The organism is Variovorax sp. V93, assembly GCF_041154485.1.
GTDB classification, from domain to species: Bacteria; Pseudomonadota; Gammaproteobacteria; order Burkholderiales; family Burkholderiaceae_C; genus Variovorax; species Variovorax beijingensis_A.
In genome coordinates this window covers 1,088,218-1,111,695 of the sequence record NZ_AP028669.1, presented here as the reverse complement: position 1 = coordinate 1,111,695, position 23,478 = coordinate 1,088,218, and the positions used below count along the sequence as shown (strand labels likewise).

General features: G+C 67.7%; 22 protein-coding genes. 6 read left to right on the top strand and 16 right to left on the bottom strand.

Annotated features, from left to right (window positions below):
- Positions 1-33: 33 nt before the first annotated feature.
- From yjfF to ACAM54_RS04965, 8 genes are all read right to left on the bottom strand, one after another.
- Complete coding sequence (gene yjfF, locus ACAM54_RS05000) at positions 34-1,062, bottom strand: galactofuranose ABC transporter, permease protein YjfF (RefSeq protein ID WP_369650025.1); 1,029 nt, start codon at positions 1,060-1,062, stop codon at positions 34-36.
- A complete protein-coding gene (locus ACAM54_RS04995) occupies positions 1,059-2,093 on the bottom strand; it encodes an ABC transporter permease (RefSeq protein WP_369650024.1) in 1,035 nt (344 codons plus the stop codon). Before ACAM54_RS04995 ends, yjfF begins: the two co-directional genes overlap by 4 nt.
- Positions 2,094-2,238: 145 nt before the next feature.
- Entirely contained in the window at positions 2,239-3,759 is a 1,521-nt protein-coding gene (locus ACAM54_RS04990) for a sugar ABC transporter ATP-binding protein (protein WP_307698313.1), read from the bottom strand.
- Positions 3,760-3,763: 4 nt separating this feature from the next.
- Positions 3,764-4,978, bottom strand: coding sequence for a multiple monosaccharide ABC transporter permease (gene mmsB / locus ACAM54_RS04985; protein ID WP_369650023.1), 1,215 nt, complete (start codon positions 4,976-4,978; stop codon positions 3,764-3,766).
- Positions 4,965-6,530, bottom strand: coding sequence for a multiple monosaccharide ABC transporter ATP-binding protein (gene mmsA, locus ACAM54_RS04980; RefSeq protein WP_369650022.1), 1,566 nt, complete (start codon positions 6,528-6,530; stop codon positions 4,965-4,967). Before mmsA ends, mmsB begins: the two co-directional genes overlap by 14 nt.
- Before the next feature lie 8 nt (positions 6,531-6,538).
- Positions 6,539-7,609 (bottom strand): multiple monosaccharide ABC transporter substrate-binding protein, encoded by a 1,071-nt coding sequence (gene chvE / locus ACAM54_RS04975; RefSeq protein WP_145740841.1) that lies wholly within the window; start codon positions 7,607-7,609, stop codon positions 6,539-6,541.
- A gap of 12 nt (positions 7,610-7,621) precedes the next feature.
- The gene (locus ACAM54_RS04970) at positions 7,622-8,587 is read right to left on the bottom strand and encodes an ABC transporter substrate-binding protein (protein ID WP_145740839.1); all 966 of its coding nucleotides are present in this window, start codon (positions 8,585-8,587) and stop codon (positions 7,622-7,624) included.
- Positions 8,588-8,643: 56 nt separating this feature from the next.
- Positions 8,644-10,095: an aldehyde dehydrogenase family protein gene (locus tag ACAM54_RS04965; protein WP_309924339.1), complete on the bottom strand. Its 1,452-nt coding sequence runs from the start codon at positions 10,093-10,095 to the stop codon at positions 8,644-8,646.
- Between the two features lie 158 nt (positions 10,096-10,253).
- On the opposite strand from ACAM54_RS04965, the gene ACAM54_RS04960 reads away from it, so the two are divergent.
- On the top strand, positions 10,254-11,213 hold the full coding sequence (locus tag ACAM54_RS04960) for a LysR family transcriptional regulator (protein ID WP_145740835.1): 960 nt from the start codon (positions 10,254-10,256) through the stop codon (positions 11,211-11,213).
- Here the strand turns inward: ACAM54_RS04960 and ACAM54_RS04955 are convergent, their stop codons facing one another.
- Positions 11,214-11,990 (bottom strand): SDR family NAD(P)-dependent oxidoreductase, encoded by a 777-nt coding sequence (locus tag ACAM54_RS04955; protein WP_369650021.1) that lies wholly within the window; start codon positions 11,988-11,990, stop codon positions 11,214-11,216.
- Between the two features lie 137 nt (positions 11,991-12,127).
- On the opposite strand from ACAM54_RS04955, the gene ACAM54_RS04950 reads away from it, so the two are divergent.
- Positions 12,128-13,081: an SMP-30/gluconolactonase/LRE family protein gene (locus ACAM54_RS04950; protein ID WP_369650020.1), complete on the top strand. Its 954-nt coding sequence runs from the start codon at positions 12,128-12,130 to the stop codon at positions 13,079-13,081.
- On the opposite strand, the gene ACAM54_RS04945 is transcribed toward ACAM54_RS04950, so the two are convergent.
- On the bottom strand, positions 13,071-13,958 hold the full coding sequence (locus ACAM54_RS04945; protein ID WP_369650019.1) for a LysR family transcriptional regulator: 888 nt from the start codon (positions 13,956-13,958) through the stop codon (positions 13,071-13,073). The two genes, ACAM54_RS04950 and ACAM54_RS04945, sit on opposite strands and share 11 nt — an antisense overlap.
- Before the next feature lie 117 nt (positions 13,959-14,075).
- Between ACAM54_RS04945 and ACAM54_RS04940 the strand changes: the two genes are divergently transcribed.
- Together ACAM54_RS04940 and ACAM54_RS04935 are read left to right on the top strand one after the other, a co-directional pair.
- Positions 14,076-14,948, top strand: a complete 873-nt coding sequence (locus ACAM54_RS04940; RefSeq protein ID WP_369650018.1) for an NmrA family NAD(P)-binding protein — start codon at positions 14,076-14,078, stop codon at positions 14,946-14,948.
- Positions 14,945-15,193, top strand: coding sequence for a DUF2798 domain-containing protein (locus ACAM54_RS04935; protein ID WP_145740828.1), 249 nt, complete (start codon positions 14,945-14,947; stop codon positions 15,191-15,193). The genes ACAM54_RS04940 and ACAM54_RS04935 overlap by 4 nt, the downstream gene beginning before the upstream one ends.
- On the opposite strand, the gene ACAM54_RS04930 is transcribed toward ACAM54_RS04935, so the two are convergent.
- From ACAM54_RS04930 to ACAM54_RS04920, 3 genes are all read right to left on the bottom strand, one after another.
- Positions 15,172-16,245 (bottom strand): aldose epimerase family protein, encoded by a 1,074-nt coding sequence (locus ACAM54_RS04930; RefSeq protein WP_369650017.1) that lies wholly within the window; start codon positions 16,243-16,245, stop codon positions 15,172-15,174. The two genes, ACAM54_RS04935 and ACAM54_RS04930, sit on opposite strands and share 22 nt — an antisense overlap.
- Positions 16,242-17,888, bottom strand: a complete 1,647-nt coding sequence (locus ACAM54_RS04925) for a Mur ligase (RefSeq protein ID WP_369650016.1) — start codon at positions 17,886-17,888, stop codon at positions 16,242-16,244. Before ACAM54_RS04925 ends, ACAM54_RS04930 begins: the two co-directional genes overlap by 4 nt.
- A gap of 90 nt (positions 17,889-17,978) precedes the next feature.
- A complete protein-coding gene (locus ACAM54_RS04920) occupies positions 17,979-18,854 on the bottom strand; it encodes a LysR family transcriptional regulator (RefSeq protein WP_369650015.1) in 876 nt (291 codons plus the stop codon).
- Positions 18,855-18,992: 138 nt separating this feature from the next.
- Here ACAM54_RS04920 and ACAM54_RS04915 point away from each other — a divergent pair, with 138 nt between their 5' ends.
- Entirely contained in the window at positions 18,993-19,970 is a 978-nt protein-coding gene (locus ACAM54_RS04915) for a DMT family transporter (RefSeq protein ID WP_369650014.1), read from the top strand.
- Here ACAM54_RS04915 and ACAM54_RS04910 read toward each other — a convergent pair.
- Both ACAM54_RS04910 and ACAM54_RS04905 read right to left on the bottom strand, forming a co-directional pair.
- Positions 19,943-20,506: an N-acetyltransferase family protein gene (locus ACAM54_RS04910; protein ID WP_369650013.1), complete on the bottom strand. Its 564-nt coding sequence runs from the start codon at positions 20,504-20,506 to the stop codon at positions 19,943-19,945. The two genes, ACAM54_RS04915 and ACAM54_RS04910, sit on opposite strands and share 28 nt — an antisense overlap.
- 1 nt (position 20,507) lies before the next feature.
- Positions 20,508-21,095 (bottom strand): helix-turn-helix domain-containing protein, encoded by a 588-nt coding sequence (locus ACAM54_RS04905; protein WP_192323104.1) that lies wholly within the window; start codon positions 21,093-21,095, stop codon positions 20,508-20,510.
- Positions 21,096-21,401: 306 nt separating this feature from the next.
- On the opposite strand from ACAM54_RS04905, the gene ACAM54_RS04900 reads away from it, so the two are divergent.
- The gene (locus ACAM54_RS04900) at positions 21,402-21,719 is read left to right on the top strand and encodes a hypothetical protein (RefSeq protein WP_369650012.1); all 318 of its coding nucleotides are present in this window, start codon (positions 21,402-21,404) and stop codon (positions 21,717-21,719) included.
- Positions 21,720-21,791: 72 nt separating this feature from the next.
- Here the strand turns inward: ACAM54_RS04900 and ACAM54_RS04895 are convergent, their stop codons facing one another.
- The gene (locus tag ACAM54_RS04895) at positions 21,792-23,441 is read right to left on the bottom strand and encodes an alpha/beta fold hydrolase (RefSeq protein WP_369650011.1); all 1,650 of its coding nucleotides are present in this window, start codon (positions 23,439-23,441) and stop codon (positions 21,792-21,794) included.
- Between the last annotated feature and the right edge of the window lie 37 nt (positions 23,442-23,478).

The following is a 23,478-nucleotide window of genomic DNA, read 5'->3' as shown; positions in this document are numbered from 1 at the left end:
AGTTTCCTGAAAGCGAGAGAAAAAAAGAACGCGTCAGCGCCGCGGCGCACGCGAGGTGAAGAAGCGCTGCAACAGGCAGAACACGAACAGCAGCGCACCGACGACGATGCGCGTCCACCACGAGCTCAGCGTGCCGTCGAAGGAGATCAGCGTCTGGATGATTCCGAGCATCAGCACGCCGAACAGCGTGCCCGCCACGTAGCCCACGCCGCCCGTGAGCAGCGTGCCGCCGATCACCACCGCCGCGATGGCATCGAGTTCCAGCCCCAGCGCATGCAGGCCGTAGCCCGAGAGCATGTAGAAGGTGAAGATCACGCCCGCCAGCGCCGAGCAGAAGCCCGACAGCGTGTAGACGCCGACGAGCGTGGAGCGCACCGGCAGGCCCATGAGCATGGCCGACTGCTCGCTGCCGCCAATGGCGTACACCGCGCGGCCGAAGGGCGTGCAGTGCGCAATGAACACCGCCGCCAGCAGCACGCCGATGGCGATCACCGCGCTGATCGACAGCGAGGCCCCGCCCCAGACCGGAATGCGGATCTGCGAGGCCTCGGCATAGAAGGCGTTGGTGATGCTGATGGAGTCGATGCTGATCAGGTAGCACAGCCCGCGCGCCAGGAACATGCCCGCGAGCGTGACGATGAAGGGCTGCAGCCGGAAGCGCTCGATGAGCAGGCCCATGAACGCGCCGAAGGCCGTGCCCATGGCCAGCACCAGCGGGATCACCACCGCCGGGCTCCAGCCGTGCTTCTCGACCAGCGAGGCCGACACCATCGTGGTGAGCGCGATCACCGAGCCCACCGACAGGTCGATGCCGCCCGAGAGGATCACGAAGGTCATGCCTACGGCCACCACGATCAGGAAGGCGTTGTCGATCAGCAGGTTGAGGAACACCTGCGCCGAGAAGAAGCCGTCGTAGAACACCGAGCCGAGCGTGGCCACCAGCACGAACAGCGAAATGGTCGCCGCGAGCGGCAGGTACTTCGGGTTGAGCCCTGCCTTGCCCCCTCTCCCGCTCGCGGGAGAGGGCTGGGGTGAGGGTGCCGCCTCGATCACCGCGCTCATGACTGCATCCCCTCATGCACCGGCCGCTGCACCAGCGTCCGCACCTCCGCCCTGAACTCCGGCGACTGCAGCAGCATCACCGCGAACACCACCACGGCCTTCACCACGAGGTTGATCTCCGGCGGCACCCCCAGCGAATAGATCGCATAGGTCAGCGTCTGGATGATCAGCGCGCCGATCACGCTGCCCATGAGGCTGAAGCGCCCGCCAGTGAGCGCGGTTCCGCCCAGCGTCACGGCCAGGATCGCGTCGAGCTCCAGCAGCTGGCCCGCGTTGTTGCCGTCCGCGCTCTTGACGTTGGAGCTGATCAACAGGCCCGCCACGCCCGCGCACACGCCGCAGAACGCATAGGCACCCACGATGAGCCTGCGCGCCTGCACGCCCGCCACGCGCGCGGCCGTCGGGTTGATGCCCACCGCCTGGATGAAAAGCCCCAGCGCCGTGCGCGTGATGGCCAGGTAGAGCAGCACGAACACCGCCGCCACGATGAACAGCGAGAACGGCAGGCCCAGCAGGTAGCCGCTGCCGAGGAAGAAAAAGGGCTTGTAGTAGATGGTGATGATCTGCCCGTCGGCAATGAGCTGCGCGACGCCGCGGCCGGCCACCATGAGGATCAGGGTGGCGATGATCGGCTGCATGCCGACCTTGGCGACCAGCATCCCGTTCCAGAGGCCGCAGAGCAGCGCAACGCCGAGCGCCGCGAGGATCGCAAGCGGCATCGGGAAGCGGCTCACGTCGCTCGCCACCGATCCGCCGATCATCCAGGCCGCGACGGCCGCCGCAATGGCCACCACTGCGCCCACCGAAATATCGATGCCGCGCGTGGCAATCACCAGCGTCATGCCCAGCGACACCAGCACCAGCGGCGCCGCGCGGTTCAGGATGTCGACCAGGCTGCCGTACAGATGGCCGTCGCGCCATTCGAGGTGCAGGAAGCTGGCATTGAACGCGGTGTTGACTGCGAGCAGCAGCAGCAATGTGATGATGGGCCAGGCGAGGCGATGACTCATCAGGGACGAGAGGCGCTTCATGTCTTCTGCCTTGCTCCTTCCCCTTCCGGGGGAAGGCTGGGATGGGGGCACGCGGCCTCGAACACTGCGCGGCAGTGAAGGCCGCTGGCCCCCACCCCGGCCCTCCCCCAGCGGGGGAGGGAGAAAGACAAGACATCACGCTGGTTCATGCCGCCGCAATCATTTCGTAGACTTCGTCCTCGCTCGAGCCGCCCGGCAGCTCGCCCACCTTCTTTCGGTCGCGCAGCACCACGATGCGATGCGCCACGCGCACCACCTCGCTCATCTCCGAGGAGATGAAGATCACCGCCATGCCCGCCTTCGCGAGCCGCAGGATCTCTTCCATGATTTCCTGCTTGGCCGCCACGTCGATGCCGCGCGTGGGCTCGTCGAGGATCAACAGGCGCGGCTCGGTCGCGAGCCAGCGCGCGATCATGGCTTTCTGCTGGTTGCCGCCCGAGAGCAGGCCGATGGGGGTTTCCACGCTCGCGGTCTTGATGCCCAGCGACGCGACGAAACGCTCGGCGATCGCCGTCTGCTCGGCACGCGACAGGAAGCGCCGCACGCCGAGGCGCGCCTGCAGCGCAAGTGCGATGTTCTCGCGCACCGACAGCTCGGCCACGATGCCATCGGTCTTGCGCTCTTCGGGGCACAGCGCGAGCCCTTCGCGGATGGCGTCGGCGGGGTTCGAGAAGCTGACGGAACGGCCATCGATGCTCAGCACCCCGCGGTCGGGCGCCTCGAGCCCGAACAGCAGGCGCGCCAGCTCGGTGCGGCCGGCGCCCAGCAGGCCCGCGATGCCGACCACCTCGCCCGCGCGCACGCGCAGGTCGGTGGCCTGCAGCTGCCCCGATTGGCCCAGGCCCTCGGCCTGCAGCAAGGCGGGCGCGGCTTCATCGAAGGCCGGCAGCGCCGCGGGCCGGGCCGACTGGGCTGCCAGCTCACGCCCCAGCATCGCGGCAATCAATGCCTGCGGGCCGAGGTCCGCGGCGCGCCACTCGCCCACCCAGTTGCCGTTGCGCAGCACCGTGATGCGGTCCGACACCGCATACATCTGGTTGAAGAAGTGCGTCACGAAGACGATCGCGAGCCCTTCGCTGCGCAGGCGCCTCAGCACCTCGAACAGCTTCTCGACCTCGTCGTCGTCCAGGCTCGAGGTCGGCTCGTCGAGGATCAGCACCTTCGACGACACGCCCAGCGAGCGCGCAATGGCCACCATCTGCTGCACCGCGACCGAATAGCTCGACAGCAGCCGGCTCACGTCGATGTCCAGGCCGATGCGCGCCAGCAGCTCTTCGGCGCGCCGGTTCACCGCCGCCCAGTCGATGCGGAAACCCTGCGCCGCGCCGCAGCGCGGATAACGGCCCGCAAACACGTTCTCGGCCACCGAGAGGTTCGGGCACAGGTTGACCTCCTGGTAGACCGTGCTGATGCCGAGCTTCTGCGCCTCCAGCGGCGAGGCGGGATGAATGGGCTTTCCCTCGAGGTGCATCTCGCCGCCGCTCGACGGAAGAACCCCCGTGAGCACCTTGATGAGCGTCGACTTGCCCGCGCCGTTCTGCCCCATCAGCGCATGGATTTCGCCGGGGTACAGCCGCAGTTGCACGTCGCGCAGCACCGGGATGCCGCCGAACTGCTTGTGGATGCCCCGCAGTTCAAGCACGGGGCTGATGCCGCTCTGGCTCATGCGCCTACTTGTTCTTGTTGTAGACGTCGAGGAACACGGCCGCCAGCAGCACCAGGCCCTTGATGACCTGCTGGTAGTCGATGCCGATGCCCAGGATCGACATGCCGTTGTTCATCACGCCCATGATGAAGGCACCGATCACCGCGCCCATCACCCGGCCCACGCCGCCCGAGGCCGAGGCGCCGCCGATGAAGCAGGCCGCGATCACGTCGAGCTCGAAGCCCAGGCCCGCCTTGGGCGTGGCCGTGTTAAGCCGCGCCGCGAACACCAGGCCCGCGAGCGCGGCCAGCGCGCCCATGTTGACGAAGGTCAGGAAGGCAAGCCGCTGCGTCTTCACGCCCGACAGCCGCGCCGCCTTCTCGTTGCCGCCGAGCGCATAGATGCGCCGGCCGATGGTGGTGCGGTTGGTGACGAAGTCGTACACCACGATCAGCACCGCCATCACGATCAGCACGTTGGGCAGGCCCTTGTAGGTCGAGAGCAGGTAGCTGAAGAACAGGATGATGGCCGCGAAGAACAGGTTCTTCACGAGGAAGAACACATAGGGCTCCGTTTCCATGCCGTGCGCCGCGAGCTTGGCGCGCCCGCGCAGCTTGAAGAACACCAGCGCCGCAGCGGCCAGCGCGCCGACCACCAGCGAGGTGGTGCGCAGTGTGTCGCCGCCCAGCGGATCGGGAATGAAGCCCGAGCTCAGCCGCTGGAACTCGACCGGGAACGGCCCCACCGACTGCCCCGCCAGCAGCGCCAGCGTGAGCCCCTTGAACACCAGCATGCCCGCGAGCGTGACGATGAACGACGGGATCTTGCGGAACGCGACGAACCAGCCCTGCGCGGCGCCGATGACCGCGCCGGCCGCAATGCTGATGATGGCCGTGGGCACGAAGTGCCACTCGTACTCCACCATCAGCACCGCCGCCAGCGCGCCGATGAAGCCGCAGACCGAGCCCACCGACAGATCGATGTGCCCCGCCACGATCACCAGCAGCATGCCCAGCGCCATGATGACGACGTAGCTGTTCTGCAGCAGCAGGTTGGTGAGGTTCAGCGGCCGCAGCAGCGTGCCGTCGGTCAGCACCTGGAACAGCACCATGATCGCGACCAGCGAGATCAGCATGCCGTATTCGCGCAGATTGTTCTTCAGGAAGCCGGCGTGCAGCTTCGGGGCGGCCTCTGCCAGGGGGACGGCGGCGTTCACCGCGTTGGCGTCAGGCTGCGACATGGACGGAACTCCCCGCGCTCACGATGGCATGCATGATGCGCTCCTGCGAAGCCTCGGCGGCCGGAAATTCGGCCACGAAGCGGCCCTCGTTCATCACGTAGATGCGGTCGCACATGCCAAGCAGTTCCGGCAGTTCGGAAGAAATCATGAGAATGCCTTTGCCCTCGCTCGCGAGCTGGTCGATGATGGTGTAGATCTCGTACTTGGCGCCCACGTCGATGCCGCGCGTGGGTTCGTCGAGAATCAAAAGTTCGGGTTGGGTGAAGAGCCATTTGCTGAGCACCACCTTCTGCTGGTTGCCGCCCGACAGGTTCACCACCAGCTGCTCCACGCCCGAAGAGCGGATGTTGAGTGCACGGCGGTAGTCGCTCGCCACCTTGAATTCGCGCGCGTCGTCGATCACCATCGAACTCGAGACCGCCTCCAGGTTGGCGAGGCTCACGTTCTTCTGGATGTTTTCCTCCAGCACCAGCCCCAGGCCCTTGCGGTCTTCGGTGACGTAGGCAATGCCATGGTCGATGGCCTTGCGCACCGTGCCCACGTCCACCGGCTGTCCGTGCATCAGCACCGTGCCGCTGATGCGCTGGCCGTAGGACTTGCCGAACACGCTCATCGCCAGCTCGGTGCGGCCCGCGCCCATGAGGCCCGCAATGCCGACGATCTCGCCCTTGCGCACATGCAGGTCCACGCCCTTGATCTGTTCGCGGTCGGCATGCAGCGCATGGTGCACGCGCCAGTCGCGCACCTCGAACACCGTCTCGCCGATCTTCGGATTGCGCTGCGGATAGCGGTGCGCCATGTCGCGCCCCACCATGCCGCGGATGATGCGGTCCTCGCTGATCGGCTGGCCGCGGCAGTCCATGGTCTCCACCGTGGCGCCGTCGCGCAGCACGGTGATGGAGTCGGCCACCTTGGCAATCTCGTTGAGCTTGTGCGAGATCAGGATCGATGCGATGCCCTGGCGCTTCAGCTCGAGCAGCAGCATCAGCAGCGCGTCGCTGTCGTTCTCGTTGAGGCTGGCGGTGGGCTCGTCGAGGATCAGCAGCTTGACCTCCTTGGCCAGGGCCTTGGCAATCTCCACCAGCTGCTGCTTGCCCACGCCCAGGTCGGTCACCAGCGTGGTGGGCGGCTCCTTCAGGCCCACCTTGGCGAGCAGCTCGTGCGTCTTCGCATAGGCGGCGAACCAGTCGATCACGCCGCCGTGCGCAATCTCGTTGCCGAGAAAGATGTTCTCGGCAATGGACAAGAGCGGCACCAGCGCCAGCTCCTGGTGGATGATGATGATGCCGAGCTTCTCGCTGTCGGCAATGCTCCGGAAGCGGCGCAGCTCGCCCTCGAAGTGGATCTCCCCGGTGTACGAGTCGCACGGATAGACGCCGCTCAGCACCTTCATGAGCGTCGACTTGCCCGCGCCGTTCTCGCCGACCACCGCATGGATCTCGCCCGCGCGCACCGCCAGGTTGACATCGCTGAGCGCCTTCACGCCCGGAAATGTCTTGGTGATGCCGCGCATCTCGAGGATGCTGCGGCCGTCCGCTTCTGCTGCTGCCATTCCGACGCTCACTTGACCTGGCTTTCCTTGTAGTAGCCGCTGTCGACCAGCACCTGCTTCCAGTTGCCGCCGTCCACGCTCACGGGCTTGAGCAGGTACGAGGGCACCACCTTGATGCCGTTGTTGTAGGTCTTGGTGTCGTTCACCTCGGGCGTCTTGCCCGACAGCATGGCGTCGACCATGGCCACCGTGACCTTGGCCAGCTCGCGCGTGTCCTTGAACACGGTCGAGGTCTGCTCCTTGCGCAGGATCGACTTGACCGACGGGATCTCCGCGTCCTGCCCCGACACCACCGGCATCGGCTGCGACGCCGAGCCGTAGCCCACGCCCTTGAGCGACGAGAGAATGCCGATCGACAGGCCGTCGTACGGCGACAGCACCGCATCGACGCGGTCCTTGGTGTAGTAGGCCGACAGCAGGTTGTCCATGCGGGCCTGCGCCACCGCGCCGTCCCAGCGCAGCGTGCCGACCTTGTCCATGCCCATCTGCTTGCTGCGCACCACCAGCTTGCCGCTCTTGATGTACGGCTCCAGCACCGACATCGCGCCGTTGTAGAAGAAGAAGGCGTTGTTGTCGTCGGGCGAACCGCCGAACAGCTCGATGTTGAACGGGCCCTTGCCGCTCTTCAGGCCGAGCGCCGCCTCGATCGACTGCGCCTGCAGCACGCCGACCTGGAAGTTGTCGAAGGTGGCGTAGTAGTCGACGTTCTTCGAGCCTTTGATGAGCCGGTCGTAGGCAATGACCTTCACGCCCTTGTCGGCCGCCTTCTGCAGCACGTCGGACAGCGTGGTGCCGTCGATGGCCGCGATGACCAGCACCTTGGAGCCCTTGGTCACCATGTTCTCGATCTGCGCGAGCTGGTTCGGAATGTCGTCGTCGGCGTACTGCAGGTCGGTCTTGTAGCCCTTCTCCTTGAAGTACTTGACCATGTTGGCGCCATCGGCGATCCAGCGCGCCGACGACTTGGTCGGCATCGAGATGGCGATCGGGCCCTTGTCCTGCGCGTGCGCGAGCGGCGCGATGCCGGCGATGGCCAGTGCGATGCCTGCGAGCGAGGCCTTGAGGAAGTTGCGTTTCATGGGTGTGGGCTCTCAGTACTTGCGATTGGGAAACTCTTTGGCGGCGACTTCCATCGGGAAGATCGTCTCTTCGGTCACGATGCGCTTGGGCAGCGGCTTGCCGGCCTTGATGTCCTTCACGGCGCTCATCAGCTGGGGGCCGAGCAGCGGGCTGCATTCGACCGACACGTTGAGCTTGCCGGCGATCATGGCTTCGAAGGCACCCTTGACGGCATCGATCGAGATGATCGTGATGTCCTTGGCCGGCTTCAGGCCCGCTTCCTCGATGGCCTGGATGGCGCCGATGGCCATGTCGTCGTTGTGCGCGTAGAGCACGTTGATCTTCTTGCCCTCGGCCTTCAGGAAGGCTTCCATCACTTCCTTGCCCTTGGCGCGCGTGAAGTCGCCGGTCTGCGAGCGCAGGATCTTGAACTTGGGGTCGGCCTTGATGATTTCCTCGAAGCCCTTCTTGCGGTCGATGGCCGGTGCCGAGCCCACGGTGCCCTGCAGCTCGACGATGTTCACGTCGCCCTTCTGGTCCTTCATCTTCTCGACCAGCCAGCGGCCCGCCTTGCGGCCTTCCTCGACGAAGTCGGAGCCCATGAAGGTCACGTAGAGCGAGTCGTCCTTGGTGTTCACCGATCGGTCGGTCAGCACCACCGGGATCTTCGCGGCCTTGGCTTCGCGCAGCACGGTTTCCCAGCCCGACTCGACCACCGGCGAGAAGGCGATCACGTCCACCTTCTGCGCGATGAACGAACGGATCGCCTTGATCTGGTTTTCCTGCTTCTGCTGCGCGTCGGAGAACTTGAGCTCGATGCCCGCTTCCTTGGCCGAGGCCTTGATCGACTCGGTGTTGGCGGTGCGCCATTCGCTCTCGGCGCCCACCTGGCTGAAGCCGAGCACGATCTTCTTCTGCGCCAGCGCGGTGGCAGGCAGGAGCCCGCCGAGCGAGGCGGCGGCGAGCGCGATGTTGAGGGTGCGGCGATTGAGTTTCATTGGAATGTCTCCTTCTTTCTGAGTGCTTGCTTGTTGATGAAAACCATCCGTGGTGGTCAGGCCAGCATGTAGCCGGTCTTGACCGTCGTGTAGAACTCCGCGGCGTGGCGCCCTTGTTCGCGCGGCCCGTAGCCCGACCCCTTGCGCCCGCCGAAGGGCGCGTGGAAATCCACGCCCGCCGTCGGCAGGTTGACCATCGTCATGCCGACTTCGGCATGGCGCCTGAAATGCATCGCGTGCTTGAGCGAGTTGGTGCAGATGCCCGCGCTCAGGCCCGAAGGGGTGTCGTTGCACAGCGCCAGCGCCTCGTCGTAGTCGGCCGCGCGAAGCACGCAGGCCAGCGGGCCGAAGATTTCCTCGCGCGCGATGCGGTGCCCGGGCGTGGCCAGGAACAGTGCGGGGCTCATGTAGTGGCCGGCGGTTGCGCGCTGCAGCGGCTCGCCGCCCCACACATGCTCGGCGCCCTCCTCGCGCGCAATGCCGACCCAGGCCAGGCTGCGCGCCAGCCGCTCTTCATCGACCAGCGGCCCGACGTCGACGCCGCGTTCGAGCGCATGGCCGATCTTCAGTGCCTTGAGCCGATCGCGCAGCCGCGAGACGAACGCGTCGTGCACCGCGGCCTCGACGATCAGCCGGCTCGATGCCGTGCAGCGCTGGCCGTTGGAAAAATACGCGCCCTGCACCGCGCAGTCGACCGCATGGTCGATATCGGCGTCGGCCAGCACCACGAGTGCGTTCTTGCCGCCCATCTCGAGCTGCACCTTGGCGCGCCGCGTAGCGGCCGCCTGCAGGATGCGCTCGCCGTTGCGCGCCGAACCGGTGAAGCTCAGGGCATCGACCAGCGGGCTGTCGACCAGTGCCTGGCCCGCCTCGCGGCCGCTGCCCATCACGAGGTTGAACACGCCCGCGGGCAGCGCGGCGCGGCTGATGATCTCGGCCAGCGTCCAGCCGCAGGCCGGCGCCAATTCGGCGGGCTTGAACACCACGCAGTTGCCGTGCGCGAGCGCCGGCGCAATCTTGGTTGCCGGCACCGCGAGCGGCGAGTTCCACGGCGTAATGAGCCCGGCCACGCCGACCGGTTCGCGCGTGACGTCGACCTGCACGCCCGCGCGCAGCGAGGCCATGTTCTCGCCGCCGCCGCGCAGCGCCTCGCCCGCGAAGAACTTGAACACCTGCCCCGCGCGCGCCGCCTCGGCCACCGCTTCGGGCAGGGTCTTGCCGACCTCGCGCGCCAGCAGCAGGCCCAGTTCGTCCTTGCGCGCCAGCAGTTCGGTGCCGATGCGGTCGAGCACGTCGGCCCGGCGCTGCGGCGTGCTGTGGCTCCAGTGGGAAAAGGCGTCGGCGGCCGCGCGGATCGCGGATTCCACCTGGCGGCGATCGGCGCGTGCGTATTCGGCCACCACTTCGCTGGTGTCCGAAGGATTGGCGCTCACACCGGTGGTCGCGCTGGTTTCCCAGCGGCCGTTGATGTATTGCCGCACGTTCTGATGGATCTCGCCGTGAATCACCTGCGCGCCGACCTTGTCTCTCGTTTTGGAAAAGTGCGGCGAGTCTATGAACAGAATTGATATCAATCCAATCATTTTTTCGACAAAATGCATATCAATCGCTGGATTCTGGAAAACCCTCTGAGCACAAAGCTCTCACAAACAACAACCCACGAGACATGACCAACTACAACCACTGGTTCATCCGTGCGCGCCTCAAGACGCGGCAGCTGCTCTTGCTGGTGGCGCTGGCGGAGGAAGGCAACATCCACCGCGCGGCCCAGGTGCTCAACATGACCCAGCCGGCCGCTTCCAAGCTGCTGAAGGACCTGGAGGACGTGCTGGAAGTGCCGCTGTTCGACCGGCTGCCGCGCGGCATGCGGCCCACCTGGTACGGCGAAACCATGATCCGCCACGCCCGCGTGGCGCTGGCCAGCCTGAACCAGGCGCACGACGAACTCACCGCACTCAAGGCCGGCCGCTTCGGCCAGGTGGGCGTGGGCGCCATCACCGCGCCGGGCCTCACGCTGATGCCGCCCGCGGTGGCGATGGTGAAGCGCGAGCAGCCCGATTTGCGCGTGTCGCTCGAGATCGAGACCAGCGCGGTGCTGATCGAGCGGCTCGAGCAGGGCAAGCTCGACATCCTGGTGGCGCGGCTCTTCGCCGAGCACGACAAGTCGCAGCTGCGCTACGAGGCGCTGGCCGAGGAGCCGGTGTGTGCGCTGGTGCGCCCCGGCCATCCGCTGCTGGGCATGAGCGGCCTCACGCTGCGCGACGTGGTGGGCGCCGGCTGGATCGTGCCGCCCGCGGGCAGCGTGCTGCGCCACCGCTTCGAGCTGATGTTCCAGGAGGAGGGCCTGGTGCCGCCGAACAACATCATCGAGAGCTCAGCCCTGCTCTTCATCACGCGCATGCTGCAGCAAAGCGACATGGTGGCCGTGCTCGCGACCGACGTGGCGCGCTATTACGCCGCGCACGGCATCGTGTCGCTGCTGCCGCTGGACATGCCCTGCCACATGGACGCCTTCGGCATCATCACGCGCACCGACCGGCTGCTGTCGCCGGCGGCCAAGGTGATGATGAAGGCGCTGAAGACCGCGAGCCTCAGCGTCTACGGCCGCAAGCTGGAACTGGACTGATCAGGTCCAGCCCGCATCCACGGTGAACTCCTGCGCGGTGCACATCTTCGCGTCGTCCGACGCGAGGAACAGCACCATGCGCGCGATGTCCTCGGGCATCAGCTTGTCGGGCAGGCACTGGTTGCGCTTGAGCGATTGCTCACCCTCGTCGTCGAGCCACAGCTGCACCTGCCGCTCGGTCATCACCCAGCCGGGCGATACGGTGTTGATGCGGATGCGGTCGCGGCCCAGTTCCACCGCCAGGCCGCGCGTGAGGCCATTGACCGACGACTTGGCAATCGCATAGCAGGGATAGCCCGAGCCCTTGGTCTGCCAGCCCGTGGAGCCCAGGTTGACCACCGAGCCGAAGCCCAGCCGCCGCATGCCCGGCACCACCGACTGGATCGCGAACAGCGCGGGCCGCTCGTTGATGGCCATGCGGTTGTCGTAGTAGTCGGGCGTGACCGATTCGAGCGTGTGGCGGTCGTCGCTTGCCACGTTGTTGACCAGCACCGCAAAGTCGCCGAGCTCGGCGGCCGCATCGGCAATGGCCTTCTGCAGCGCGCCGATGTCGCGCACGTCGCAGGCGCGCCACCATGGCGCGGCATGGCCTTCTTGTTCGATGCGCTGCGCGAGCGCGGCGCTGGCGCCTTCGGCAATGTCGACGAAGGCCACGCGTGCGCCCTGCGCGGCAAACGCGGCCACAATCGCCGCGCCAATGCCGCTGCCGCCGCCGGTGACGAACACCGTGCGTCCCTTCAGGCTGGGATGAATCGAAAGCTGCGGGGAATCCTTCAAGATGGGTGTCTCCAGAGAGCTGGCTGTGACATTGCAAAATCAATATCACTTGATGCCAAATAGTTTGGTTTCTATTATCAATATGCCTTGATACGATCCGCCGCGTCAAGGACAGAGACAACAAAGGCGCAAAACAAATGACCCAGACCGGAAGCACCGCATCCACTCCCACGCCCCTAGGCGTGCCATCGATCCTCGGCCAACCCGAGTGCCTGTGGCCCGCGGGCGCCACGCTCGGCGAGGGCACGCTGTGGTCGCCGCGCGAACGGGCGCTCTACTGGATCGACATCCTCGAAAGCCGCCTGTACCGCCTCGATCCGGCCAGCGGCGCGCGGCGCAGCTGGCAGTTCGACGAGGAGATCACCGCGCTGGCCGAGCGCGCGAACGCGCCGGGGCTGATCGTCACCATGCGCCGCGGCTTCGCCTTCTTCGACCCCGCGGTGGATGCGGCGCCGCGCTACCTGCACCAGCCCGAGCCCGACCGGCCCGGCAACCGCTTCAACGACGGCAAGTGCGACCGGCAGGGCCGCTTCTGGGGCGGCAGCATGGACTTCGATTGCGTGGCGCCGACCGGCGCGCTCTACCGCTTCGATGCCGACGGCCGCTGCACGCGCCACGACGACGGCTTTGCGGTGACCAACGGGCCGACCTGGTCGCTCGACGAACGCACGATGTACTTCAATGCCACGGTCGAAGGCTGCGTCTATGCCTACGACTTCGACAGCACGGCCGGCACCGTGGGCAACAAGCGGGTGTGGCTTCGCTTCGCCGAGGGCGACGGCCTGCCCGACGGCATGACGACCGACGCGGCCGGCCGCCTCTGGATTGCGCGCTGGGGCGGCCATTGCGTGAGCTGCCACGACCCGGTGAGCAGCGCCGAGCTGTGCCGCATCGAACTGCCCGCGAGCAACGTCACGGACTGCGCCTTCGGCGGCGAGGACCTGTGCACGCTCTACATCAGCACCGCGCGCAGCGGGCTCACGGCCGAACAGCTCGAGGCCGAGCCGCTGGCCGGCGGATTGTTCGCGGTGCGCATCGGCAGCCCGGGCCTGCCCGCGGCCGAGTTCGGCGCGGCGGCCGTCAAGGCCTAGGCAGGTTCTCGGCGGCGAAGTCCGCAAACAGCTTCGCCCTTGCCTGGCTTCCCCTGGCGGCGGGCCACACCACGTGCACCGGTATTTCGGGCGGTTCGAAATCGGTCAGCACCAGTTCGACGCGGCCGCCCTCCAGCAGATGGCGAATCTGCCAGAGCGGCGTGAAGCACAGGCCCAGGCCCTGCGTCACGGCCGCATAGATGGCCGCCGTGTTGTCGGCCCGGAACCGCCCCGAGACCTTGACCCGCCTTGGCCTGCCGTTGATCGTGAACGGCCAGTGCGCATCGGTCTCGTGCGTGGTCCGCACGAGGCACTGGTGGCCGGCCAGGTCTTCGGGCCGCTGCGGGCGGCCATGGCGCTCGAAATACGCCGGAGCGCCCGCCACGATCATGCGCAAGCCGCCGAGCCGCCGGGCGGCGAGTTCGGAGTCGGGCAGTTCGCCGATGCGGATGGCGAGGTCCAGGTCGCCGTCGATCAGGTTCACGAAGCGGTCCGAGGCGGTGAGTTCCACTTCCATGGCCGGATAGCGCCGCATGAAGGCGGCGATCAGCGGCACCACGAAAGCCGGCGCGAACTGCACCGGCGCGGCAATCCGCAGCAGTCCCCTGGGCGATGCGAGCTGGCTGCTCGCCTCGGCGGCGGCCGCATCGAATTCGGCAAGCGCCGCCTGCACGCGGCGGTGGTAGGCGAGGCCGACCTCGGTGACCGAGGACTGCCGCGTCGTGCGCCGGAGCAGCTGCACGCCGAGGCTGCGTTCCAGCGCGCCGAGCGAGCGGCTGACCGACTGGACCGAGCGCCCGAGGTGCCGCGCCGCTGCGCTCTGGCTGCCGTGGTCGACGATGGCCACGAAGGCCCGGATGTCCTGGATCTGCTCCATGAGATCTTTCCGTTTTGAATGAAGGTCTATGTCGATTTGCATGGATTCTCAAACTTTTCGGCAATTCGTATCGTTCTTCGGCCGCGGTCTTGAACCGCTCAACCGAAGGAGAGATGCATGCAAGAGCAAAGAAAAGCCACCGTACTGGTGGTCGGCGCGACCGGCCGGGTCGCGCACTGGGTGGTGTCTGCCCTGCTGGCGCGCGGCGCCGCGGTGCGCGCGCTGGTGCGCAACGAAGAAGGCGCACGCGCCGCCCTGGGCAACGGCGCGGCCGAAGCGGTCATCGGCGACCTGCGCGACCCGGCGAGCCTTGCGCGCGCGGCCGCGGGCGCCGGCGGCGTGTTCCACATCGGCCCCGCCTTCCAGCCCGACGAAGCACGGATGGGATGCAACATGGTGGCCGCAGCCGCCGGCGCGGGCGTGCGGAAGTTCGTTTTCTCCTCGGTGATCCAGCCCACGCACGCCACGCTCGCCAACCATGCGAGCAAGGTCGCGGTCGAGACGGCGCTGTTCGAATCGGATCTTGAATACACGCTGCTGCATCCCGCCAACTTCTTCCAGAACCTGGATGCCGCCTGGCCCGCCATCGCGAAGGACGGCGTGCTTGCCGAGCCCTACCCCGTTTCCACGCGCATCGCCCGGGTCGACTTTCGCGACGTGGCGGAAGTCGCCGCCCTCGCGCTGACGGGCGACCACCTCGCCTTCGGCAGCTTCGAGCTGTGCGCGCCGGACCGCTTCAACCGGCTTGAAATCGCGCGCATGGCCAGCGAGGCGCTGGGGCGCCCGGTGTCGGCCGAGCAATGGAGCTTCGGCGACTGGGTTGCGCGGGCCAATCCGCCCTACGACGAGCGCCAGCGCCTGCTGCTCTCGAGGGTGCACGCGCACTATGCCGCGCACGGGCTCGGCGGAAATCCGCTGACGCTGCGGGCGATCCTCGGCCGCGAGCCGCGTACCTTGAACCAATACATCCAGGAGCTGGCCCGCCCATGAACCGCAGAAAACTTCCCGCCCGCTATGCGGGCATCGTCATGCCGTTTTTCCTTTCGGTCTTCATGTCCTGCATCGTCGCCGGCGTCTCCACGCTCAAGAGCGTGGGGCTCGCGAGCGGGCTCCTGCAGATGTGGATGAGCGCCTGGGGCGTCTCCTGGCTGGTCGCGTTTCCGTCGCTGCTGGTGGTGCTGCCGGTGGTCCGCAAGCTCGTTGCGGCCACGGTTCAGGAAATGCCGAAGCGGTGAAGCGTGCTGCTGCCGAACACCTCTCCCGGCCGCAGCACCGTCGAAGGAAAGTCCGGCTGGTTCGGCGAATCGGGGCAGTGCTGTGTTTCCAGGCACAGCCCCGCGCCGCGCCGCAAGCTCTCGCCATCGGCACCGCGCAGGCTGCCGTCGAGGAAGTTGCCCGAATAGAACTGCAGCGCCGGCTCGGTCGTGTGTACCTCCATCACGCGCCCGGACGGCGGGTGCTCGAGCCGCGCCGCCAGCGCGAGGCCGTCGGGCCCGCGGTCGAGCACCCAGTTGTGGTCGTAGCCGCCAGCGACGCGCAATTGCTCGTGCGGCGCATCGATGCGCGCGCCGATGGGCGTGGCTGCGCGGAAGTCGAACGGCGTTCCGTCCACCGGCGCGAGGCCGAGCGGAATCAGGCCTGCATCCACCGGGCAGTAGCGGCTCGCGGGAATCGTGAGCCGATGGTCCAGCACCGCGCCCTCGCCCGCGAGGTTGAAATAGTCGTGATGGCTCAGGTTCAGCACCGTGGGCCGGTCGGCCACGGCGCGGTAGTCGATGCGCCAGGTGTTCTCGCTGGTGCTGAGCGCGTAGCGCACCGTCACCTGCACCTCGCCCGGAAAACCCTCTTCGCCATCGGCGCTGGTGTAGCGAAGCTCGATGGCGATGTCGCCCGCCGCGCTGTCCGCCGGCACCGGCTCGATCTGCCAGAAGCGCGTGCCGAAGCCCTGGTGCCCGCCATGCAGCGTGTTGGCGCCGTTGTTCAGCGGGAGCTGGTGCGCAACGCCATCGAGCGTGAAGCGCCCGCCCGCGATCCGGTTCGCGTAGCGCCCGACGATGGTGCCCAGGTGCGGATGCGGGCCGAGGTAATCGGCGAGGCTCGGCAGGCCGAGCACGATGTTGCCGCTGTGCCCATGGCGGTCCGGCACGTGCAACGCAGTGACGATGCCGCCATGGTTGATGGCGCTCAGGCGCAGGCCCCGGCCGTTGTCCAGGGTGTATTCGGTCACGACGCGCCCGTCGGGCATGCGGCCGAATTCGCGGGTGGTGATATTGCTGCTGCTGTTCATCGACGGTGCTTCCAGTAGGCAATGAGCCCGGACAAATAGTGCTCCACGTCGTCGATGCGAACGCGGAAGCTGTGGTGCTTGATGAAGAACGAACCGGCGATGCGGTCCGGGTTGCGGAAGAACATCGCGAGCTCGGGCCAGAAGTAGCCGTTGGCCAGGTAGCGCGCGCGATGCTCGAGCGCGCGGTCGAACTTGGCGCGGTCGAAGCCTTCGAGCAGCGGGCGCAGCGCGGGGTCGGCGGCCAGGCGCTCCACCATCTCGCGCGCGGCCATCATGAGCTCGAGCAGGGTCGGGAAGGTGGTGATGCGCTCCAGCACGAAGTCCAGGTAGTCGGCCACGTTGCGCAGGCCGAACTGGTAGTAGCGCGTTTCGGGCCGAACCCTTGTGAGCTCGTTGACGCAGTAGCTCAGCCAGTGGTCGTGCGCGCGCCAGTGCTCCGCGGCAATGAAATGCTCGAAGGCCTTCTCGACCACCGCGAGCCAGCGCTCGTCCCGCGTGAGGCCGTACAGGCGCATCAGGCCGAAGGCGGCCTCGCCGTCGTAGTAGATGACACGGAATGCGTCCTTCACCTCGAGCGACGGGTAGTTCAGCACGTGCACGAAGCGCCCGGTGGCCGGATCCTGCATGGCCTGGATGCCGAGCGCGAGCTGCTCCATCAGCGGCAGGTATTGCGGATCGCCCGTGAGCTCCGTGTACTTGACGAGCGCCAGCAGGCACACCGCATTGCCGCCGAGCTTGACCTCGTCGCCGATGTCCAGCAGGTAGGCCGCGCGCGTGCCGCCGGGCAGCTCGGCCTGGCGGATCAGCCGCTGCGTCAGCAGCGACAGCGAGCGGTCGATGGCCGCCTTCTGGCTGTCGCTGCGGGTCAGCTCCCAGGCTTCGAGCAGCGCATAGGTCGAGCTCGCGTGGCGCAAGGTGTTGTAGGTGGGAATCGCGCGGTCGAAGCACGGGAACCAGCCGTAGTGGAACTCGCCCGTGGGCTTGATCTGTGCCGCGAGATAGTCGCTCGCGCTGTCCACCAGGCTGCGCACCTGGCCGGCGCCCCACTCGGGCAGCGTGCGGTAGCCCGCCGCCTGTCCCTTGGGGGTGATGGGCCACGCGCCCTCCGCGTCGGCATAGGCCGCGCGCGTGGTGAAGCACCACACCGGCGCCGCGTCGTCCTGCGGAAAATCGAGCTCGACACCGAAGCGCCGCTTCGCATGAAGGCGCAGGTTGCCCGGATTGGGCTCGGCATGGCCCACCGTGCCGTTGTAGAAGATGGCGCTGCCGTTGATCTCCGGCGCGAGCAGCGCCGCGTCAAACGCCGCATCGAGGGACACGCCCTGGTTGAAGTAGTTGCGCTTGGTGCGCGCCAGGCGGTCCTTCAGCGCGCCCCAGCTCATGGGCTCGACCTGGTCGACCAGCTCCACGCGCACGCGGCGCGGCTGCATGCCGATGCGCTGCGCGAGCGCAATCGCCGCATCGCTGGCCTTTTGCCAGGCCTGCTCGGCGCTTTCGGCGCGCCCGGCGACCACGCGCGCGCGGCTCGCGCCGTCGCCCAGCGCAATCAGCACCACGCAGCCGGCCTCGGGTGTGGCGGCGGCGCCGGGCAGCGTGCCGTCCGGAGCGGCCAGGAGCTGCCTGGCGCGGTTCAACAGATCCATGGAGAGAGTCGGTTCTTGGGTCATTGCAGGCGCGAATGATGACAGGCCGCGCGCGCCCGCTGCAAATTCGGCGGCCTCTACGCGCGCCGCTCAGGTCCAGGTTTCGAGCACCGCGCTGCGCACCGCCTCGACGGCGCTCGCGTGCCGGCCTTGCGCCGCGAGCCAGCAAAGCCAGGTGCGCGAGCGCCAGCCGTTCCAGATCGCAAGCTCGCCGTTGCGCTCGCCCTGCTCGGCCTGGTCGAGCCGCAGCAGGCCCGCGCCCATGCCGCTTGCGACCATGCTGCGCACGGCGCTTTCGCTGTCGGCCGTGCGGCCCTGCCGGTAGTCGCGGCCGGCGCCCGCGAACAGCTTCTCGAGGTGCGTGCGCAGGATGCACGAGGGCGGCGTGCCCACCCATGGCAGGCGGGTGAGTTCATCGAGCGTGAGGCCGGGGTGGGCCTCGGAAACCGGCAGCGGCAGCGCCACGACCAGCTCGACCGGAACGAGGCGCAGCAGCTCCATGCCTTCGACCTGCTCGCTGTCGCTGAGCGCGTAGGCGCAGTCGAGCTCGCCGCGCTGCACCGCCGCCAGCGTCTCGAACGACAGGCCCTGCCGCAGCTGCAGCGTGACCTGCGGATGGCGCTCCGCAAGCTTGACCAGCACCTCGCCGAGCCTCAAGGCCACCGGATCGACCACGGTGCCGAAGCGCACCACGCCCTGCGCCGCGCCGCGCAGCTGTTCGGCGGCCGAGCGCATGCGCATGGCCGAGGCCAGCGTGCGCTCGGCTTCCTCGAGCAGGCTGCGCCCGGCCTGCGTGGGCACCATGCCGCGCGGCGTACGCTCGAACAGCTTCACGCCCAGCTCGTCCTCCAGTGCCTTGAGCTGCGCGCTGACGGCCGGCGCGCTGGTGAACACGCGCTCGGCGGCGCGGGTGAGGCTGCCCTCCTTCGCAATGGCAACGAAGGTCTTCAGTTGGTAGAGCTCCATGGCCCAAATTGTGAGCGCTGGCGCGGCCCGCGTCCGTTCGTTTTTTCGGAGACCCCCGTCCAAAGAAGCGAATGGCCGCACCGCGCGGAAAAGCCGAAGCTTGGCGCCATCGATTCAATGCAACGAGGCTCGCACACCATGTTCACCGCCAATCCACGCCCGCTCGGCATTGCCGCGCTGCTGCTCGCCACCTCCGGATGGGGCGCCATGTTCCTTGTCGGCAAGGACGTCCTGCCGCACGTCGAGCCCGTGTGGCTCACGCTGATCCGCTACAGCATGTCGGCCCTGCTGTTCGCTGCGCTGCTGCTGCCGCGCGGCGCGGCGCCCTGGCGCAAGCTGCGCCTGCACGCGCTGCCGCTGGCGCTGCGGGGCGCCGCGGGCTTCGGCGTCTTCAGCGTGATGCTGTTCGTCGGGCTCGCGCATTCGGTGCCCTCGCACGGCGCGGTGATCGTGGCCACCACGCCCATGACCACGCAACTGGTGCGCTGGGCCTTCGACGGCGTGCGGCCCGCGCGCCTGGCGCTGCTGGCGACGGCGCTGGCGCTCGCGGGCGTCGCCATGGTGTCGGGCCTTGTCTTCGGCGGCGCTTCATCCGCCGGTTCGACGCTCTTCGGCGACGCGGTGGCCTTTGCCGGCACGCTGGGCTGGATCTGGTACACGCGCGGCGCGGCGCGCTTTCCCACGCTCGACGTGGTCGAATATTCGGCCCTCACCGTGCTGGCTTCCTGGCCGCTGCTGCTGGCGGGCGCGCTGATCGCCACCGCCTTCGGCGCGAGCCATGCACCCACTGCCGAGGGCCTGCGCCTCTCGTGGCACGCGCTGCTGTTCGTGGGCCTGGTGCCGTCCGCCATCTCCGTGCTGGCCTTCAACTACGGCGTGCGCACGCTGGGTGCCGTCACCGGCACGGCGTTCCTGAATTTCGTTCCGGTGTCGGCCTTGCTGATGGGCGTTGCGATGGGCAGGCTGCCCTCGGCCCACGAGCTGGCCGGCATGGCGATGGTGGTCGGCGGGCTGCTGCTGCATACGGCCGTGAACCGCAGGGCCGCTGCGGCACCGGCGCCACGCGCCGCAGGCAACAGCAACCCGGCCTACCGCACCTGCGGTGCCACGCGCTGATCCGGCAGCGTGCGATAGAAGTAGGTGGTGTCGCAGGGCTCGCCGCCGGGCAGCAGCGCATAGCCCGGAACCACGCCCACGCGCGCCCAGCCGAGCCGGGCATAGAGCCGCTCGGCCTCGGCGCTGGAGGTGTCGAGCACGAGCAGGGTCTTTCCGTATTCGCGGGCCAGCTGCTCGGCGGCCTGCATCAGCAGTGCGCCGATGCCCTGGCGGCGGGCACGCCGGTGCACGAGCATCTTCGAGACCTCGGCGCGGTGCGGCTGGTTCTCGGGTTGTGCGAGCACCAGCTGCACCGTGCCGACGATGCCTTGCGCGTCTTCGGCCACCAACAGTGCGCGTTCTCCGCCTGCCACGCCCTCGGCCACGTGGCGCCAGAAGGCCAGTGCGCGCTCGCGTGTCAGCGGCAGCATGAAGCTGACCGAGGCGCCGCCTTCGACGCAGTCGACGAGCACGTCGGCCAGCTGGCGGACATGTGCGTCGTCCACGCTGGAGAGAACGCGGATGCGCGGCGCGGGGGTTGCTGCTGGCTTTGTCATGTCATCTCCAGGAAGAAGGCGAGGTGGCGATCACGACGGCATAGCGCGCGATCTGCCGCGTGGGGTTGTAATAGCTGGTGGGGCGGTCGAGCACCAGCGCCAGGCAGTCGCCCGCGCCGAGCCGGTGGCGATCGTCGCCAAGCGTGACTTCGATGCTTCCTTCGAGCACCCACACCTGCTGGTGAACCTGGGGTTCCCGCGCGCCGGTTTCGTAGGCCACGCGCGCCTTGGGCGGAAAAAGAACCTCGACGATATGGATCGGCGATGCGGAGCCGCCGGGCGACACGTTGCGGCGCACATAGCCCGAATGCGGATCACGCCATTGCGGCTGGTCGGCCAGCCGCGACACCGGTCCTGGCTCGGGCAGGGGTACATCGAACAGCGACGCCAGCGGAACGCCGAGGCCGGTCGCAAGTTTTTCGAGCAGCACCGCCGTCGGGCTGCTTTCGCCCCGCTCGATGAGCGAGATCATCGAGCGGCTGACGCCGCAATGCGCCGCGAGCGCCTCGAGAGAAAGGCCGCGGTCGGCGCGAAGGTCTCGCACGCGCTGCGCGATGCGATCGTTGAGGCTGGATGGCTGATTTTCCATGATGTCGGAGGAATATCCAACATCATGGATGGCAAGTCAAGCGGCTGCGCGACCGAACCGGCCGGATCGTTCGATATCATGCGGCGAATGAGCCAGGGCAACTGGCCAATCAAAGGGAGAGAACAATGTCATCGGACACCAATTCGGTCGGGCGCGCACAGCACTCGGAGCCGAGCTTCACGCTCCATGGACGGCGCTTCTGCGAAGCCTGATGGGTTACGTGCCGGATGTCCGCGTGGCTGGCTACCAGACTCCCGGATGGGAGCAACCCATGCCCCTGCACTTCTTCAAAGGCGAGGCACTGCGATGAAGGCTGGCTGGCGGCTCGGTTTGCATGTCGCACTATGGGTCATTGCCTCGCCGTTGATTCAGGTGCTGGCCGGCTTCGTCGGGAGCAGCGCGTTCTCTTTGTTGGGAAGGTTCGCGCCGACGCTTACCCTCTTGATCGAAGTCTTGATCCTCCTGCCTTGGGCCGCATGGATCTATTGGCGCCATGTACCTCATGCGCCAGGGGTCGGCCGCCGAATCGTGTACGCCGTCGCCTTTGTGTGTGGGCTTTGGGGCACCGGCTATGCAGCTCTTTGGGCAAGCTGGGCACTCGCCGCCATGCTGTTTGGAGCGTAGGCGGCGGGGCTCATCAACCAGTCCGCACGTCCAGGGTGTTTGCCGCTGCACGCCCAAGTATCGCGGCGCGCTTCATTCTTTCGGCCTCGACGACGACTCCCACGAATCAGGCGTGGTCGCGACCAGTTCCTTGAGGTTGGACCAGGGCTTTGCGCCCGGCACGGTGGTGCCGCCCGTGATCGCCACCTTCGCGAAGGCCACCATCCGCTCGCGCAAATACTGCCTGTCGCCGTCCGGCCAGGTCTCGATCGAATGGGGTGCGCGGGCCACCACGATTTCACGTGCACCAGGGATGCGGTCGTAGGCTGCCACGGTGCCTTGCAGTGTTTCCGCACGGTCCCACAGGCCCTTGCCGAAGAACGCGGCCGGCCACTTGTGCATGCCCGCGAGCGGCGCCGAGTTCGGATAGAACAGGATGTGATGGTCCGCCGCCATGCCACCGAGGAACAGGTTGCGGTCGGCCAGGTCGGGCGATGCCGGCAGGTAGCCCGCGCCGCTCGCGAATGAAGACAGCAGGATCGCGCCCTTGATGTTCGAAAGCCCCTTGGGCGGCTGGCATTCGGGCACCGGCATGTCGTAGCTGCACGCACCCGAAAAGTTCTTGGCCATGGCCCAGGCCGTGGACATCGAGCCGCGCGAATAGCCGCCGAGCAGGATCGGGATGCGCGTCGACTTCATGCCGCCCAGCAGCCTGCCTACCGCCTCGCTGCCCTCGAGCACGCGGCCGTCAGGCGTGAGCAGCCGCAGGCCTTGGCCGGTGTCGAGTTGCGCGAGCACGCGAAACACGTCCTCGCCCTGCTCCAGCGTGTGGGTGTCGCTGAATCCGCCCGAGATGCCCTCGCCGCGCCGGTCGTAGGCCAGCACGTCGAAGCCCGCCTGGTGGAGCGCATCGAGGTTCTCGCGCCACCAGCGCTGGCCCATGGTCTCGGTGGTGGCGTTCGGGAATTTGACCTCGACCGCGCGGCCCGTGGCCGGGTCGATGCGGTAGGGCTTTTCGTCGGGGTGCTGGATCGCGGTGAGCTGCCCGCCGCCGCCCGGCGCCATGATCACCAGCGCGCGCATCCTGCCGCCCTTGCCGTCGTCGACGCCGCGGCCCTCGATGTACCAGCCGCGCAGCTTGACCGGATCGGCCATCTTCAGGTCAAGGCGCTCGAAGCTGTCGCGCGGCACGGTGAACTCGACCACGAAGGTGCTGCCATCGGCGCGCGCAATGGCCTCCGCATAAGGCGCCTTGGCGAAGAAGGCCGGGCGCCGGATCTGCCGCAGGTCGACGAGCCCTTCCGGATCGATCCTGCCGGAGGGATCGACCACGCCGGTCGAGCGCGTCGAGCGCGCCTTGTTCGGCGGCAGCCAGCGCTGCATCTGCGCATCGATCCGCGCGAAGCAGGCGGCATCGTCCTTGCAGGCGCGCCAGCGCTCCTTCAGGCGCGCATCGGTGAATTCATCGACGTAGTAGTCGCTCCCGGCATAGCCCGCAGGCGGACGGTAGGCGTTGACGCCGAACGGCACGCAGACGGTGCGGCCATCGGGCTGCCGCAGCCGGTAGCCGGGCAGCTCGTGGTTGCGGTCGACGCCCACCCAGGCGCGGCAATCGGTGGGCGGCGGCTCGGCCCTCGCGCTTCTGGATGAAACGGCGTCGCCGTGCGAAGAGCAGCCGCCGATGGCCAGGGCCGCTGCGAGCACCGCGCCTGCGGCCGGACCGATGTGAAAGAACGCGTGCATGTTCCTGTCTCCTTTCGATCCGCGCCGCGCGCGGTTC